Raw genomic sequence first — 15,166 nt, 5'->3', positions numbered from 1 at the left:
CAGAACGCAAGGCTCAGGCCTGAAGCGTAAAAGCGCAATGTTTCAGAACACAAATCCCCCTGTAGGAGCCGGCTTACCGGCGATGGGGCCATGGAATTTTGCGCTGCTTTCAAGATTGCTATCGCCGGCAAGCCAGCGCCTACAAAGGCCTGCGTGGGCTTATGGAATTAGGCACAATCGAGGCATTCGAATAAGAGCCACACCCCATGCTGATCGATGAAGAGTTGACCCTGAAAAAGCTTGAGGTATTCCTGGCCTTCATGCGCACCGGCAACCTGGCGCGGGCCGCTGCCGAATTGCAGACCAGCAACGTCAGCGTGCATCGGGCGATCCATTCCCTGGAAAGCGCCCTGCGCTGCCCGTTGTTCAAGCACGAAGGCCGCAACCTGACACCGCTGGAAAGCGCTTATGTGCTGGAGGAGCGGGCGCAGAAGCTGATTCAGGATGTCGTCGAAAGCGTGCGCCTGACTCGCGAAGCCGCCGGGTTCTCCGCCGAACGCTTCAAACTCGGCTCCCTGTATTCACTGACAGTGAAGACCGTGCCGCAGCTGATCATGGGTTTGAAGATCCGCCGTAGCGAACTCAACATCGACCTGATTCTGGGCTCCAATTTCGACCTGCTCTACAAGCTAAAGAACATGGAAGTCGATGCGATCCTGGTGTCGCTGGACGACAGTGTCAACGATCCGGATTGCGAGCAGATCCCGCTGTTTTCCGACGACATCTTCCTCGCCACACCCGCCGACTCCAAGTTTGCCCAACGAACCGAAGTCGACCTGGCCGAGGTTCGCGACGAAACCTTCATCACCCTGACCCAGGGCTTCGCCACCCATCAGGACGGCAAGCGGGTATTCGAGCAGGCAGGGTTCGAACCGAAGGTGGCGATGCAGGTCAACGACATCTTCACCCTGCTGAGCATGGTCAGTTCGGGCGTCGGTTATGCGTTGCTGCCAGGAAGGATCGCGGCGGTGTACGAGAACCGTGTGAAGCTGATCCCATTGCAGGAAAAGTACCGGTTGCAGCAACACATTGGCGTGGTGTTCCTGAAAGCCAAGGAGCGTGATCCGAATCTGCTTGCGTTGCTGGCGGAATGTCGGATGTACGCCAATCGGCAGGCTTGAAACCGTGTTGCCCCCATCGCCGGCACGCCGGCTCCTACAAAGACTGCGTAAATCCTGTAGGAGCCGGCTTGCCGGCGATGACGTCAGACCAGGCAATACAACTCGCGGTTTAGCCGACAATCCCGCGAACGATGAAGAACAACAACGAAGGCCCGAGCAGGCAGCCAAGCCCGGTGTGAAAGGTCGCGGTCAACGCGCCATAAGGTACCAGGCGCCGATCCGTCGCCGCCAATCCGGCGGTCACGCCACTGACCGTCCCGGCCAGCCCACCGAACACCATCGCCGAGCGCGGGTTATCCAGGCCCATCCAGCGCGCCGCCATCGGCGTGCCGACCATCACCAGAATCGCCTTGATCAGACCGGTGGCAATCGACAGCGCCACCACATCGGAACTGGCGCCAATGGCCGCGCCGGTCACTGGCCCGACAATGTAGGTCACCGCACCGGCACCAATGGTGGTCATGCTCACCGCATCGCGGTAACCGAAAACCCAGGCCAGGCAAGCACCGACAATAAACGGCAGCACTGTGCCCAACAGCAGCGCAATCACACCGATCAAACCAGCCTTTTTCGCCTCCGTGGCCTGCACTTCAAACGCCGTGGCGACGATGGCGAAATCCCGCAGCATGGCACCGCCCATCAACCCGATGCCGGAAAACAGCGTCAGGTCCGCCAGGCCTTTTTGCCCCCCGGTCATTGTGCCGCCGACCCAAGCCAGCACCAGGCCGATGACGATGGCAATCGCCGAGCCGTGGATGCGCCCGAAGGTCAGGCGTTTGGAAATCAGCACTGACACCCACATGATCACGCCGACAAAGGCGAATGCGGTGACCAGACCGTTGTGTTCCAGACCGCTCTTGATGAGATCCCACATATCAGCGACCTCCTGCCGGTGCGCCAACCGGCGTTACATCCACCGGTTCATCGGGCAAGGGTTCGCCTTTGTGGGTCCGGCTGATCAGGGCAATGGTGCAACCGCAGATCACTACCGAACCAATCGCCGCCAACACCGCCACCGGACCGCCATGCAGTGCCGTGACCACGTTTTGCTGCGCCGCCATCGCCACCACCACCGGGATGTACATCGCGCCCCAGAAGCCGACGCCCAGTTCGCAATCCTTGGTCATGCCGCCGTGGCGGTGCATCCACAACCGTGCGCAGATCAGCAGGATCATCGCGATCCCGACGCCGCCGACGTTTGACTTCACGCCTAGCAACACACCGAGCATGTCACCCATGATCACCCCTGCCAGCGTACAGATCGCCAACAGCGCCACACCGTAAATAATCATCGTCGTAGTCCTCAAAGTGCATTTCGAATGTTGTTTTTGTTGTTCGATGCCTTAAGTCGGGGATTTAAGAGTGGCGACTTCCCTCCTCACGCATCAGCGCCTGCAAGGTATCGAGCCGGGCACCGTCGTAGGCAATCACGGTCCCCTGCTCGAACACCCGGCGCGCCAGCCCGGTCAACACCGCACCGGGCGGCAGTTCGATCTGTAAACGTACACCGCGCTCGTAAGCGCTTTGTACCGTGCCGCGCCAATCGACGATGCGGCACATGTTGAAGGCCAGATCGTCACGCAAGGCTTCGGGCTTGATCAGCGGTCGCGCGCGACTGCCGCTCAGGTAGCCGATTTTCGGGGTGTGCAGCGACACCAGAGCGAAGGCTTCGGCCAACCGTTGTGCGGGCGCCTCAAGCAATGGGCAGTGGGACGGCACGCTCACTGCCAGACGTTTGGCCAGGCCAGCCCCGCAACCTTTCGCTAACTCTGCCAGCGCTTTCATCGCCGCGTCGCTACCGGCAATCACCAGCTGGTTATCGGCGTTGATATTGGCCAGATAAACCGGCATTTGCGCGCAGTGCACCCGGGCCAGCAACCCTTCCACGGTGGCCAGGTCCAGACCGATGATTGCGGTCATGCCGTAGCCCTGTGGATAAGCCTGTTGCATCAACTCACCGCGCAGGCTGACCAGATGCAACGCATCGCTGAAACCCAGGGCACCGGCCACCACCGCTGCCGGGTAAGCGCCGATCGACAAGCCGGCCACGTAGTCCGGGGCCATGGCCAACTGGCGTGAAGCGGCGACACCGGCGATCAGCAGGCAAAGCTGCACCGCCCTCGTCGACCGCAACGCCTCGGCAGAGTCCAGCTGCGTCACATCTTCACCGAGCAGGTCGCTTGCCTCGTTCAACGTTTCCCGAGGCAAACGCGCGAGCATGCCGGGTTGTTGTGCGCCCTGGCCGGGGAACACCAGCAAGCTGCTCATGCTGCTTGCTCCTGAGGATTCCACGGATCAGTCACCAGCGTGGCTTGGGTGGCACTTTTCAGCAGGACCCGCGACGAAGTGCCGGCCCATTCGCGCAAGGCAACGGCGCCCGACGGTGTCTGCAATTGCAGGTCAACGCGGCACAAGACGGCATCAAGAACGGCCACCAACGCCTGGGCGTCGCGACGACTCAACGGACTCGGCGTACGCAGGATCAGATCGAGGTCGCTACCCTCGTGCAAAGCGGCAAATCCACTGGCCAACTCGAACCCGGCGCTGCCGCTGACGCCCCAGACCCAACCACTGTCATCGAGGTGCGAGCGCAGTTGCGCCAAGGCCCGCAGCGCCGGGAAATCGCGCTGGCCTTGAACATGGCGAAGCTCTTCAGGCCGCACCCGCCGCGTAAGGGAAGAGACTTGCATCAACGCGGCAAATCGCTGTTCGCGCAACGGACCGCGCACGCCCACAGCCACCTGCCCCGCCGCGCTCAAGGCGCGACGGACCACCACCGGCTGACCGGCACTGATCGACTCGATCACCCAGGCAGGCGCATCCACAGGCAACTGCTGCGGGGTCATGCCCCACAGCAGGTCGTGAGCCAATAGCGTGCTCACCACTGCGCTCTCAGCAATTGGCGAACCTTGCTCGACGCCGCCCGATTGGCCGCCCCCAGACGACCGCTCAGATCACGGTCACCAGCAGCCACATCGCCAATCGCCTGATACAGACACTCGGTCACCCGCACCAGATCCGCTGCCGTCGGCTGCTCGATCTGTTCCACCGACAGGGTTTCCCACAGCAGACCGAGGCTGGCATAGCTGTCGATGTCATAGGCCATCGGCGGCACGCTGGCCGCCAGGGCTTCGAGTTCTTCGACGCTGCGCAAGGTCACCCGCGCCGCCGATGCCTTGCCCATGGCGTGCACCATCACCCCCGGATCGCGCAGGGCGATCAAGCGATTGGCCTGATAGCCGTGGGCCAGAAACGCCCCGGACATTGCCTTGCCCACCAGCAAACCGATCACCGCATGACCCGCCAGACGGGCACGGGCATAACTGTCCGCCGCAGCGGCCAGTGCCTGATGAATGCCGAGGGCTTCTTCGCGTCGACCGTAAGCCTGGCTCGGCACGTCGACGATGGCGATCAGGGCGCGTTTGTGTGCCTTGTTCTGATCGGCGGCGATGACTTCATCCACGGCCTTGGCCAGGCCCCAGCCTTCGAGCAAGCCCACCTCTCCGTTGCGTGCACGGACGAATCGGTTTTCCGGATCGGCCACCACCGCAATGAAACGCACCGGCTGATCGCCCAGCGAACCGTCCGCGACCTTCAGCGAAGCCGGTAAACCTTCGACCGCTTTCGCCCCGGCGCTCAAGGCGTTGAACCAGTTCAAGCCTCGCAGGGAATACGAACTCATGGGCGTTCTCCTTGGTACAGATCGCGAACCACAGACGGCTCGATTTGCGGTTCGGCGTCCAGATGCGCCAACCGTTGCAGGAACAGCTCGACCTGTTGGCTACGGGGTTGCGCCGGCAAACCTTGCTGGAGTAACTCACCCACCTGCTGTCGAATCTGCGCCACGTCATCGGCAACATAGCGGTCCACCAGGCCACTGGCGAAGCGCTGCTCGCCACCGGTCAGGCTCCAAATGAAAGGCCGGTCGCGGGAGTCGTATTCCTCAAGCCCGGCTTCCTGCTCGATCACTTGCGGGCCGTTCAGTCCGAGTCGCGCCTCCTGGGTCACCAACAGATAGCTGCACAACCCGGCGGCAATCGACATGCCACCAAAGCAACCGACACTGCCCGCCACCACACCGACCACGGGTTGATACCGCTGCAAATCGACAATCGCGGCGTGGATGTCGGCAATCGCTGCCAGGCCCAGATTGGCTTCCTGCAAGCGCACGCCGCCGGTTTCCAGCAGCAGCACGGCGCGGGTCGGGATGCCGTTGCGGTTGTCTTCGGCGGCCAGTTCCAGTGCGCCGGCAATTTTTGCTCCGCCGACTTCACCGAGGCTGCCGCCCTGGAACGCCCCTTCGATGGCCGCGATCACCACCGGCAAACCGTCGAGATTGCCCTTGGCGATCACCACGCCGTCGTCGGCTTGCGGCACCACGCCCTGGCGCGACAACCACGGCGACATGATCCGCTGAAAGGGGTCGAGCAGCTCGCGGAAGGTACCGGCGTCGAGCAACGCCTTGGCCCGTTGCCGCGCACCGAGTTCGACGAAGCTGAGCTTGTTGAGCAGGGATGCGCTGTCAGTCATGGCCGATCTCCTCGAAGCCTTGTTCCAGACGCAGACGCACCACACCGGGAGTCGCGCCGAAATCGTGGATATCGATGTCCATCGCCGGTGGCGTCTGGCCGTCGAACATCCGTGCGAACAGATGGTGCCAGCGTTGTTCACTGCCATTGACCGAGGTCTGTACGTTGATCGTCAGCTTGCCGGCCTGACCCGGTTCGATCAGCACTTCCAGATCACCCGAGCCGACACAGCCCACCAGGGTACGACCGCGTGGCGGCTGCCCGGCGGGGAATTCAAAGGATAAGGTTTCCATCAAAACGCTCCCTGAAGGATGCCGTCGCGCTCGATACGGTCGAGCAACAGAGTGGCGGCGAACAAGTCGGCGGCACCACCGGGCGAGGCATTCAATGCGATGAGTTGTTGATCCAGTTCATGCAGACGGCGACGGCCCGCGAGGCTGGCAGTGCCGCCCGCGTCGAGCACCGCTTGAGCGCCGGATTGCATGGTATGCAGGCCTTCTTCCCCGGCGCGGTACAGCACGCAGGTGTCGGCCAGATTCGTCATGATCGCCAGCAGCGCATCGAGCCGGGCGTTCTGTTCCCCATGGCCGGCGGCGCGACTGCGCAGCAGTTGTGGCAGAGCCCGTTGGGTCACCGCCGGAAAACCCAGTTGCGCTTCTTCACGGGCGCCGCGAGCGCCGTAGCGTTGGGCGACTTGCACACCGTGACTGAGCGGGCGTGGAGCAAAACGATCGTCGAGCAGGGCCAACCGCGCAGCCCGTAACGCCACGCTATTGGCGCTGCAGGATTGAGGCTCCAGCGCCGCGGCAGTGATCAACAAGCCCAAGGCCCAGATCGCCCCGCGGTGGGTGTTCACCCCGCCGGTGGTGTCGAGCATGGCTTGCTCGCCTTCGCGACCGATGCGACCCACGGCTTCGCGCAGGGGTAAGCCGATCTCGCCGCACTCGATGGCGGCTTCAGCCATTTCCTTAAAGGCCGACCACAAGGACAGCGCCGACGCGTGCATCAGCCCCAGGTGCAAATCGGTGTGGGCGCCATTGCCGCGACGGTCGACCAGTGCCGGTTTCGGCGACAGATCAGCTTCGTCGATCAGCGCGTCCACCGCCAGGTCCGCCAGCCATTCGGCCAGGCTCAGGGTTTTGGGTTGCAGGTTAAGTGCGCGCATTACCAGCTCCTGAACTTGGCGGGCGGGTTGTAGAGGCCACCGGACCACTCCACCAGATCGGCCACACTTTTTGCCGCGAGCAACTCGCGAGTGGCGTCGGTGCGGCGGATGCCGAGGTCCTCAGGCAAGGCGATCAGGCCTTCGCGGCGCATGCGCGCAGTGTCTTTGGGGTTGTGGCGCAGGCCGATGGCGGTCACCCCGGCGACGGCGGCGATCATCGCCTGGCGCTCTTCCAGTGAGCGCGCCTTGTACAGGTAGGCGATGCCTTCTTCGGTCAACAGGTGGGTCACGTCGTCGCCGTAGACCATGATCGGCGCCAACGGCATGCCGCTTTTCTTCGCCACATCGACCGCATCGAGGGTTTCGACGAAGGTTGGTTTGCCGCCCTCCTGGAAGGTCTCGACCATCTGCACCACGAGTTTCTTGCCGCGCTCGAGCATCGGTTCGGCCACATCGGTGTTGCGCATGTCGAGCCAGGCCGGAGTGCCGTGGCGGCGACCGCGCGGGTCGTGGCCCATGTTCGGTGCCCCGCCGAAACCGGCCAGGCGCCCGCGGGTAACGGTGGAGGAATGACCGTCGCCATCGACTTGCAAAGTCGCGCCGATGAACAGGTCCACTGCGTATTGCCCGGCCAGTTGGCTGAACATCCGATTGGAACGCAGGGAGCCGTCGCGCCCGGTAAAGAACACATCCGGCCGCGCCGCAATGTAGTTCTCCATCCCCAACTCGGTGCCGAAGCAATGCACGCTTTCGACCCAGCCACTTTCAATCGCCGGGATAAGTGTTGGGTGCGGGTTGAGGGTCCAGTTACGGCAGATCTTGCCTTTGAGGCCGAGGGATTCGCCGTAGGTCGGCAGGATCAGTTCGATGGCAGCGGTATTGAAACCGATGCCGTGATTAAGCGACTGCACGTTGTGTTTTTCGTAGATCCCGCGAATCGCCATCATCGCCATCAGCACGTGCACGGGCTTGATGTGCCGAGGGTCGCGGGTGAACAGCGGTTCGATATAGAACGGCTTGTCGGCCACCACCACGAAGTCGACCCAGGAGGCGGGAATGTCCACACGCGGCAGGTCGCTGACGTCGTCCACCAGCTGATTGACCTGGACGATGACGATGCCGTCGCTGAAGGCCGCCGGTTCGATCAGCGCCGGGGTGTCTTCGGTGCTCGGCCCGGTGTAGATGTTGCCGGCGCGGTCGGCCATGAACCCGGCCGACAGCACAACGTTGGGAATCAGGTCCACCACCAGCCGTGCGTAGAGTTCGATGTAGGTGTGGATCGCGCCGATTTCCAGCAGGCCGTCTTCAAGCAACTGGCTGATGCGCAGGCTTTGGGTACCGGCGAAAGAGAAGTCGAGCTTGCGGGCGATGCCACGCTCGAACAGGTCCAGGTGTTCGGAACGTCCGACGCTGGGCATGATCATGTGCAGGTCATGCAGCTTCTCGGGGTCGGCCTTGGCCAGGGAGCGGGAAAGGAAGTCCGCCTGCTTCTGGTTGTTGCCTTCGAGCACCACGCGGTCACCGGGCAGAATCAGCGCTTCAAGCGCCGCGACGATGTTATCGGTGGGAAACACCACGCCGTCGGCAAGACCTCGCACCAGCTCGAGACGCCGCTGCTTTTCGCTGCGCCGCCGCGTCCATCGCGAGTCGGGGGATATTGTTGTTGTCATGACCACTCCACGGGTTCGCTGTCGTGGAGCTACCTTAGGAGCGTTGGGTGGGGCGTATCAATCAAGCAGAGTGGAGGATCGTTACGCTCAGGTTAACGATCAATATGGGCGGCGTTCATGGCGGCCCCATCGCTGGCAAGCCAGCTCCTACAGGTATTTCGGTTGTACGCCAATGCCGAGTACATCCGATAACTCTGTAGGAGCAAGCTTGCTCGCGATCAGCCGATCAACCCGGCATCCACCAGCAACGCCTCAAGCGCCAACAGATCCGGCACCTTGGCCACTTGATCCCCCACTTGCACCGCCGCCTGCTCCAGCGAACACAACGGCACGTCCACGTAACTCAACTGACTGTCGAGCTTGTAGGAGCGCGGAATGCCCTGCACCAGCAGGGCGATAAATTTCAGATCCGCACGACCGCCAAGGGCATTGAGAATGACGATGCGTGCACGCTCGCCAATCACGGTTTTCTGGCCACAGGCCGATTCGAAACTCAACAGCGGAATCTGCCGGTTGCGCCAAGTCACCCGCCCCAGATACCACGGCGGTGTGTCCAGATCGAACGTGCCCTGCTGATAATCGACCAGTTCAGCAACGGCGACGTTGGGCAAGATCAGGTTGCGGTCGGACAGGGGCAGCAGCAGGCCGGTGAGGTGACGGGTGCGGTGCTCAAGCATGAATTTTGCTCCACAGGGCGATGCTTTCGAGCAGCACCGATTCCTGGTACGGCTTGCCGAGGTAGTCGTTGACGCCAATGGCCATGGCGCGGTCGCGGTGTTTCTGGCCGGTACGGGAGGTGATCATGATGATCGGCAGGTGTTGCAGGCGTTCGTCATTACGCACCTGGGTCGCGACCTCGAAGCCATCCATGCGCGGCATCTCGATGTCGAGCAGCATCAGGTCGGGCATGTGCTCTTCGAGCAGCAACATGGCGTCGACGCCGTCTTTGGCGGTCAACACGTTCATGCCATGACGCTCGAGCAAACGGCTGGTGACCTTGCGCACCGTGACCGAATCGTCGACCACCATCACCAGTAATGGCCGCTGTGGCTCGGCCTCGACCTCGTGGCCCGACGCACGTTGCGGCACATGGGCTTGCAGGGCGCGGATCGGTGCCAGCAAATCCAGAATCAGCACCACCCGGCCATCGCCGAGAATCGTCGCCCCGGACACGCCTTGCACCGCTGCAAACTGCGGCCCCAGGCTCTTGACCACAATTTCGCGGGTGCCGGCCATGGCATCCACTTGCACGGCGATGTGCCGTTCGTTGCACTGCACCAGCAATACCGGCAGCGGCAGGCTCTGGCCCAACAGCTTCGGACGGGGACTGGTTTTGAGCAACTCGCCCAGGTAAACCAACTCATAACGCTGACCCGCGTACTCGTAGGTTGGCGGATCGAGCCGGTAATGACCTTCGAGCTCATTGGGCAGTACGCGGACGATACCGTCGATGGTGTTGAGCGGGATCGCGTATTGATCCTCGCCACCTTGCACCATCAACGCCCGGTTGACCGACACGGTAAACGGCAGGCGAATACGGAAATGCACGCCCTGCCCCGGCACCGAATCGATGCTCATGGTCCCACCCAGTTGCCGCACCTCTTCGTGTACCACGTCCATGCCGACGCCGCGCCCAGAGATCTGGGTGATTTTCTCGGCGGTGGAAAACCCCGGTTGCAGGATGAACTGCAACACGTCGTGATCGCTGATGACACTGTCTGCGGCGAGCAGGCCGCGCTTGATCGCCTTGCGCCGCACCGCTTCGAGCGGCACACCGGCGCCGTCATCGCGGATGTCGAAAATGATGTCGCCGCCCTCGCGCAGCAGGTCGAGGGTGATCTTGCCCTTAGCCGGTTTCCCCGCCGCCAACCGAGCCTCGGCGGACTCCAGGCCATGGTCGACCGCGTTGCGCAGCATGTGCTCCAGCGGCGCGGCCATGCGTTCAAGCACGTTGCGATCCATCTCGCCTTCGGCGTTATCGACGATGAAATCCACGTCCTTGCCCAGCTCGCTGGCCACCTGGCGGACGATGCGCTGCAAACGCGGCAGCATCCGCTCGAACGGCACCATGCGCGAGCGCATCAGGCCTTCCTGCAATTCCGTGTTGATGCGGCCCTGCTGCTGCAACAGGTTTTCCGCGTCCTGATTGCGCCGATCGAGGGTTTCCTTGAGGTCGAGCAGGTCGGACGCGGATTCGAATAATGCGCGGGACAATTGCTGCAACTGTGAATGACGGTCCATTTCCAACGGGTCGAAGTCTTCGTAGCCCAGACGCTCCGCGTCGACGTGCTGACGACTGAGAATGCGCCCCTGGGTTTCGGTGTCGAGACGGCGCAACTGGTCGCGCATCCGCTCGATGGTGGTTTCCATCTCGTTCAGCGCGATCTGCGCATCGCTGACCTGTTGTTCGATCCGGCCACGAAAAATCGACGTTTCGCCGGCCAGGTTGACCAGATCATCGAGCAGCTCCGCCGAGACTTTGACCATGTCCGCACCGACATCCTGTTGCGGTGCCAGCGGTTCGGGTTTTGCTGTGGCGGGTGCAACAGATGTTTGCGGCACGGCCGGGTGGCTGAAATTCTTGATTGCGTCGATCAGGCGATCGGCCGGTGGCATCGGCTCGCCGGCGCGGGCGGCATCGAGCATTTGGGCGAGCCGGTCATGGCTGCGCTGCAACAGTGCAAACAACGGTGGGGTCGGCTGCAATATGCCGGTGGACAAGCCTTCGTAGAGAAACTCCAGTTCATGGGCCAGATCACCGATCGCGGTGATTTCCACCATCCGCGCGCCGCCCTTGAGGGTGTGCAGGTCGCGCAGCAGGGTTTCCACTTCCTGACGGTTCGAAGGCTGCGCCTGCCAACGTGCCAGGGCTGCACCTGAGCTTTCGATAATGTCGAAACCTTCCTCCAGGAAGATCTCCAGCAGCTCGGGATCATGGCCCGGCGAGTCGTTACTGGCGGCGGGTTCGCTCACGTCGGCGTTGCCCGCGTGCCCCTGACGGTAGGCGCGGATGGACTCAATCAGCTCTTCGCTGCCGCTCAGGGACTGATTGCGTTGCAGCTGTTCCAGATACAGTGCCAAGCGGTCATGGCTCTGTTGCAGCAGCAAGGCCAGCGCGTTACTGAAAGCGTAGCGGCGATCGACCAGGCCTTCGTAAAGGCTCTCCAGTTCATGGGCCAGGTCACCGACCGGCCCGACTTCGGCCATGCGCGCCCCGCCCTTGAGGGTGTGCAAGTCCCGTTGCAGGGAGGACAGCGGCGCGGCGTTGTCCGGATCGCGCAGCCAGCGTTGCAAGGCCTGGCCGGCGCTTTCGAGAATATCCACCGCTTCTTCGAGAAAAATCTCGACGATTTCATCGTCCAGCCCGGCCGCTCGGCCCTCTGTAGGAGCTGGCTTGCCAGCGAAGGACTCACCGGCACCGTGTTCTTCCAATGGAAACGCGACTTCGCTGACGTCCATCGCTGGCAAGCCAGCTCCTACATTGGAACGTGCCAGATCCGCTGTGGCGTCGCCCAATTCACGGATGCTCAGGGTGCGGCTGCCGTCGCTGCGAATCAGGCCCATGGCCGATGGATCGAGGCCTTCATCGAGCAAGTCGCGCAAAGCCCTGATCCGCTGCGGTTGCGGGCTGACTTCCTGGCCCGCGGCCAGTTCGTCGAGCATGTTGATCAGCGCCTCGTGGGCCCCCTGCGCCTCCTGGAAAAACCGTTCGCTGACCGCCAGGCTGCTTTCTTCCACAGCGCCGTAGAGGTCGAGCAAGGCTTCGCATAATTCATCCACCGGATGCAGGTCGGCCAGGTGCGCGCTTTCGCCCAGGGTGGTCAGTTCGTCCAGCAGCGCGCTGAGTTCCTGACGCTCGCCGGGGTGTTGCTGCCAACGCTCCAACAGGCTTTCGGCGTCCAGCAGAATGTCCATACCCTGGGCGAGGAAGTTGTTGATCAACTGCGGATCACGCTTGAGGCGCAGCCCGGTGTTTGGCTCGCTCAGGTGGGTTTCCAGACGTTCGGCCAGCAAGGCCCTGGCCTGCTCGATCACGCGCTGGGCACCAGGAATTGTCGCCAGCGGATCGCGCTTGAGTTGACGCAAACCCAAGTGAAACAGCCCTTCGGCTTCCAGCAACAATTCGACTTCGTCCAGGTCCAGGGCAATCCGATGCGCCTTGTATTCCCTGGCCAACTGATCCAGCGGCGTCGCCAGTTCGGCAATCGGCAGGACACCCGCCATGGAGGCGCTGCCCTTGAGGGTGTGCAAGGCCCGTTGCAACTCGTCGCTGGCCTGCAACGGCACGTGTTCGGCGGCCTGCTCGAGGAAGCGGTCAAGGCTGCCGAGATGGGTTTCGGCCTCCTTGCGGAAGATCTCCAGCAACAACGGATCGAGCGCCGACACGTCTTGCGTGTCCTCGTCGGACACCGGCTCGGCACCCTTGGCCAAGGCATGGGCGCGGGCGGCCAACTGATCGACATCGTTGCGCTGACGCTGGGTGTTCGCGGCGTATTCGGCCACCAGCCCCGGCAGCAGGTTCAGCACATCGCCGATCAGCTGTTGCACCGTGGCACCCGGTTCGACGCTGTGCTCCAGCACGCGGTTGAGCAGGTTTTCCACCGCCCAGGCCAGCTCGCCAAGCACCAGCGCGCGCACCATCCGGCCGCTGCCCTTGAGCGTATGAAAGGCGCGACGCAGTTCACTGAGGTCCGAGCGGTTGTCGGGGTTGATCGACCAGCGCGGCAGGTATTCGCGAAGGATTTCCAGGACTTCGTCGGTTTCTTCCAGGAAGACTTCCCGCAGCTCCTCGTCCACCGGCTCCTCACCGGCGGGAGGCGGCAACAGGCTGCCCGGCGTGTTCAGCGCGGGAGGGTTCAACGACGATACCGGGCTGGCGAGCATGTCGGCCAGGGTCTGAACGAGCTGCGGATCATCCAGTTCCTGCATCAGTTGCATGGACTGCGCTTCACTGGGGCTCAGCACATCATCCAGTACCGGTACATGTTGCTCGCTGGGGAAAAAGCCGAGGGTCGCGAGACCTTTTTCCGCGACGTCGAGCACACTTTCGCCAGGCGCTTCCGGGTCATCGCTGAGACGCTCAAGGTAATACTCGATGCTGGTGATCACGTCGGCGAGGTTGTCCAGTTCCTGCCAACCCGGTTGACCCGGCTCAAGCAGCAAATGCTCGCGAATGAAGTGATTGCAGGTCTCGACCAGGCTCGCCGCACGGCTCAGCGGAATCATCGCCAGCGCGCCACGCACCTGAGTCAGCAAGGCCGGCAATGCCTGCAAATGCTGGCAGTCCCAGTCCGCGTCGATGTAGTCGACGATCATGTCCTTGGCCTGCTGCAAGCAGATGCGGGCCTCCTTGATCACGATCTGGTGGATCTGCGTCAGGTCAGTGGTCGGCAGGCGACTGTCTTCCTGGCTCTCGGGTTCCACGGTGCCGACCATGCCGGCCAGCGTCGCTTCGACGTAGAGCAGCGCCCCGGCGACGTCCATGAGGATCGCGTCATCCGGCGCACGCTGGCCCTGGGCGAGGCTCAGCACCACCGCCAGTTGATCGATGATGACCTTGCGCGGCTGGCCGAAACCCAGCACCGCCAGGGTGTCGGCAATCTGCCGCAAAGGCGCCAGCAGGCTGTCGAGATCGGAGGTGTGCTGGCGGTCGCTGCGTACGAACAGGTCCAGGCGCTCCTTGACCCGCACCAGCTCTTCGCAGAGTGCCGCCAGCACCGAGCGCATGGCGTCGCGGTCGGGACCGGCCAGCCGCGCGCGTTCTTCATCGACCATCGCGCTGTCGGGCAGCGCGTCGTCCAGTGAGTAGCGTTCTTTCATGGTCAGCATCTGCCCGGTGGGATGTTCGGCCTTGGCTATGTAGAACAGCAAGCTCTTGAGCAACTCCGGCGGTGCCGGCTGATTGATGCCGCGCATGCCCTGTTCGAGCAGGCGCTTGAGTTCCTTGTCGGCGTCCTTGAACAGACTGCGCAGTGCCGGGCTGTTGGCGATCACGCCGCTCCGCATGCCTTCGACCAACGCCGAAGCGATCTGCCACAACGGGCTCAAGGGTGCGTTGCCGGACACGCCTTCGAGGCGGGCGAAGACTTTGGCCAGGTAATCGAGGTTGGTTTCGCTGTCCTGCTCACGCAGAAACCCCACCAATGCCATCTGCAACATCTGCCGCAGCTTGCGCACCACACTGGGGAAATCCACCGGCTCGAGCTGTGCCAGCGCCTCATCCGTCAGCGACGGTAAGTCGGGCAGTTGTGGGCTGAACAGACTGGTTTCCGACAACAGGTTTTCGCCACGGGCACTGCGCAGATCGTTGATCAGCGGCAGCACAACCAGCGGCAGATCGCGGCGTGCGCCTTGTATCCGATCCAGATAAATCGGCAATTGCCCCAAGGCCTGCATCAACAGGTGCAACGCCTCGTCGCGATGGCTCACGCGATTGTCCTGCAAGGCCAGGGCGAGCTGTTCCATCTCTTCGGCGAGCAAGGCCGCGCCGTAGAACTCGACCATCTGCAAACTGCCGTGAACCTGATGGATGCACGAAAGGCTTTCATCCAGCGCGTGCGTCGCCTGCGGGTCATCGAGCACGGTTTCGATCGCGTGATGAGCCTGCTTCAGCGTTTCGGCAATCTCGCCTTTGACCCACTCCAGGGCCACATAGTCGTGCCGATCACCCATAACCACTCC

The 15,166-nt window shown here is 62.7% G+C and carries 12 protein-coding genes; 1 reads left to right on the top strand and 11 read right to left on the bottom strand.

Annotation, left to right across the window (positions count from 1 at the left end; translation table 11 throughout):
• Nucleotides 1-206 precede the first annotated feature (206 nt).
• A complete protein-coding gene (locus CKW19_RS08070) occupies nt 207-1,121 on the top strand; it encodes a LysR substrate-binding domain-containing protein (RefSeq protein ID WP_095057421.1) in 915 nt (304 codons plus the stop codon).
• A gap of 109 nt (nt 1,122-1,230) precedes the next feature.
• Here the strand turns inward: CKW19_RS08070 and madM are convergent, their stop codons facing one another.
• The 11 genes from madM to CKW19_RS08015 all read right to left on the bottom strand — a co-directional run bounded on the left by madM (nt 1,231) and on the right by CKW19_RS08015 (nt 15,157).
• Nucleotides 1,231-1,995: a malonate transporter subunit MadM gene (gene madM / locus CKW19_RS08065; protein ID WP_053163234.1), complete on the bottom strand. Its 765-nt coding sequence runs from the start codon at nt 1,993-1,995 to the stop codon at nt 1,231-1,233.
• 1 nt (nt 1,996) lies between these two features.
• Nucleotides 1,997-2,413, bottom strand: coding sequence for a malonate transporter subunit MadL (madL, locus tag CKW19_RS08060; RefSeq protein WP_053163237.1), 417 nt, complete (start codon nt 2,411-2,413; stop codon nt 1,997-1,999).
• A 64-nt stretch (nt 2,414-2,477) separates the two neighbouring features.
• On the bottom strand, nt 2,478-3,389 hold the full coding sequence (gene mdcH, locus CKW19_RS08055; protein WP_095057420.1) for a malonate decarboxylase subunit epsilon: 912 nt from the start codon (nt 3,387-3,389) through the stop codon (nt 2,478-2,480).
• The gene (locus CKW19_RS08050; protein ID WP_095057419.1) at nt 3,386-4,006 is read right to left on the bottom strand and encodes a malonate decarboxylase holo-ACP synthase; all 621 of its coding nucleotides are present in this window, start codon (nt 4,004-4,006) and stop codon (nt 3,386-3,388) included. The genes mdcH and CKW19_RS08050 overlap by 4 nt, the downstream gene beginning before the upstream one ends.
• Nucleotides 4,000-4,803: a biotin-independent malonate decarboxylase subunit gamma gene (gene mdcE, locus CKW19_RS08045; RefSeq protein ID WP_095057418.1), complete on the bottom strand. Its 804-nt coding sequence runs from the start codon at nt 4,801-4,803 to the stop codon at nt 4,000-4,002. Before mdcE ends, CKW19_RS08050 begins: the two co-directional genes overlap by 7 nt.
• Nucleotides 4,800-5,651 carry a biotin-independent malonate decarboxylase subunit beta gene (locus CKW19_RS08040; RefSeq protein WP_095057417.1) on the bottom strand — a complete coding sequence of 284 codons (852 nt, stop codon included), beginning with the start codon at nt 5,649-5,651 and terminating at the stop codon, nt 4,800-4,802. The genes mdcE and CKW19_RS08040 overlap by 4 nt, the downstream gene beginning before the upstream one ends.
• Complete coding sequence (locus tag CKW19_RS08035; RefSeq protein ID WP_095057416.1) at nt 5,644-5,943, bottom strand: malonate decarboxylase subunit delta; 300 nt, start codon at nt 5,941-5,943, stop codon at nt 5,644-5,646. Before CKW19_RS08035 ends, CKW19_RS08040 begins: the two co-directional genes overlap by 8 nt.
• Nucleotides 5,943-6,815: a triphosphoribosyl-dephospho-CoA synthase gene (locus tag CKW19_RS08030; RefSeq protein WP_095057415.1), complete on the bottom strand. Its 873-nt coding sequence runs from the start codon at nt 6,813-6,815 to the stop codon at nt 5,943-5,945. The genes CKW19_RS08035 and CKW19_RS08030 overlap by 1 nt, the downstream gene beginning before the upstream one ends.
• Nucleotides 6,815-8,485: a malonate decarboxylase subunit alpha gene (gene mdcA, locus CKW19_RS08025; RefSeq protein WP_095057414.1), complete on the bottom strand. Its 1,671-nt coding sequence runs from the start codon at nt 8,483-8,485 to the stop codon at nt 6,815-6,817. The genes CKW19_RS08030 and mdcA overlap by 1 nt, the downstream gene beginning before the upstream one ends.
• Before the next feature lie 218 nt (nt 8,486-8,703).
• The gene (locus CKW19_RS08020) at nt 8,704-9,162 is read right to left on the bottom strand and encodes a chemotaxis protein CheW (protein ID WP_095057413.1); all 459 of its coding nucleotides are present in this window, start codon (nt 9,160-9,162) and stop codon (nt 8,704-8,706) included.
• On the bottom strand, nt 9,155-15,157 hold the full coding sequence (locus tag CKW19_RS08015) for an Hpt domain-containing protein (RefSeq protein ID WP_095057412.1): 6,003 nt from the start codon (nt 15,155-15,157) through the stop codon (nt 9,155-9,157). Before CKW19_RS08015 ends, CKW19_RS08020 begins: the two co-directional genes overlap by 8 nt.
• Nucleotides 15,158-15,166 lie beyond the last annotated feature (9 nt).

Origin of the sequence: Pseudomonas sp. Irchel s3f7 (assembly GCF_900187615.1) — a bacterium.
GTDB lineage: Bacteria > Pseudomonadota > Gammaproteobacteria > Pseudomonadales > Pseudomonadaceae > Aquipseudomonas.
This window is presented reverse-complemented; position numbering and strand designations above follow the sequence as displayed.

Bases quoted from the DNA above. Each gene is read 5' to 3' on its own strand.
- CKW19_RS08015 (WP_095057412.1), bottom strand. From the start codon at position 15,157: ATGGGTGATCGGCACGACTATGTGGCCCTGGAGTGGGTCAAAGGCGAG.
- CKW19_RS08020 (WP_095057413.1), bottom strand. From the start codon at position 9,162: ATGCTTGAGCACCGCACCCGTCACCTCACCGGCCTGCTGCTGCCCCTG.
- mdcH (WP_095057420.1), bottom strand. From the start codon at position 3,389: ATGAGCAGCTTGCTGGTGTTCCCCGGCCAGGGCGCACAACAACCCGGC.
- mdcA (WP_095057414.1), bottom strand. From the start codon at position 8,485: ATGACAACAACAATATCCCCCGACTCGCGATGGACGCGGCGGCGCAGC.
- CKW19_RS08040 (WP_095057417.1), bottom strand. From the start codon at position 5,651: ATGACTGACAGCGCATCCCTGCTCAACAAGCTCAGCTTCGTCGAACTC.
- CKW19_RS08035 (WP_095057416.1), bottom strand. From the start codon at position 5,943: ATGGAAACCTTATCCTTTGAATTCCCCGCCGGGCAGCCGCCACGCGGT.
- CKW19_RS08070 (WP_095057421.1), top strand. From the start codon at position 207: ATGCTGATCGATGAAGAGTTGACCCTGAAAAAGCTTGAGGTATTCCTG.
- madL (WP_053163237.1), bottom strand. From the start codon at position 2,413: ATGATTATTTACGGTGTGGCGCTGTTGGCGATCTGTACGCTGGCAGGG.
- mdcE (WP_095057418.1), bottom strand. From the start codon at position 4,803: ATGAGTTCGTATTCCCTGCGAGGCTTGAACTGGTTCAACGCCTTGAGC.
- madM (WP_053163234.1), bottom strand. From the start codon at position 1,995: ATGTGGGATCTCATCAAGAGCGGTCTGGAACACAACGGTCTGGTCACC.
- CKW19_RS08030 (WP_095057415.1), bottom strand. From the start codon at position 6,815: ATGCGCGCACTTAACCTGCAACCCAAAACCCTGAGCCTGGCCGAATGG.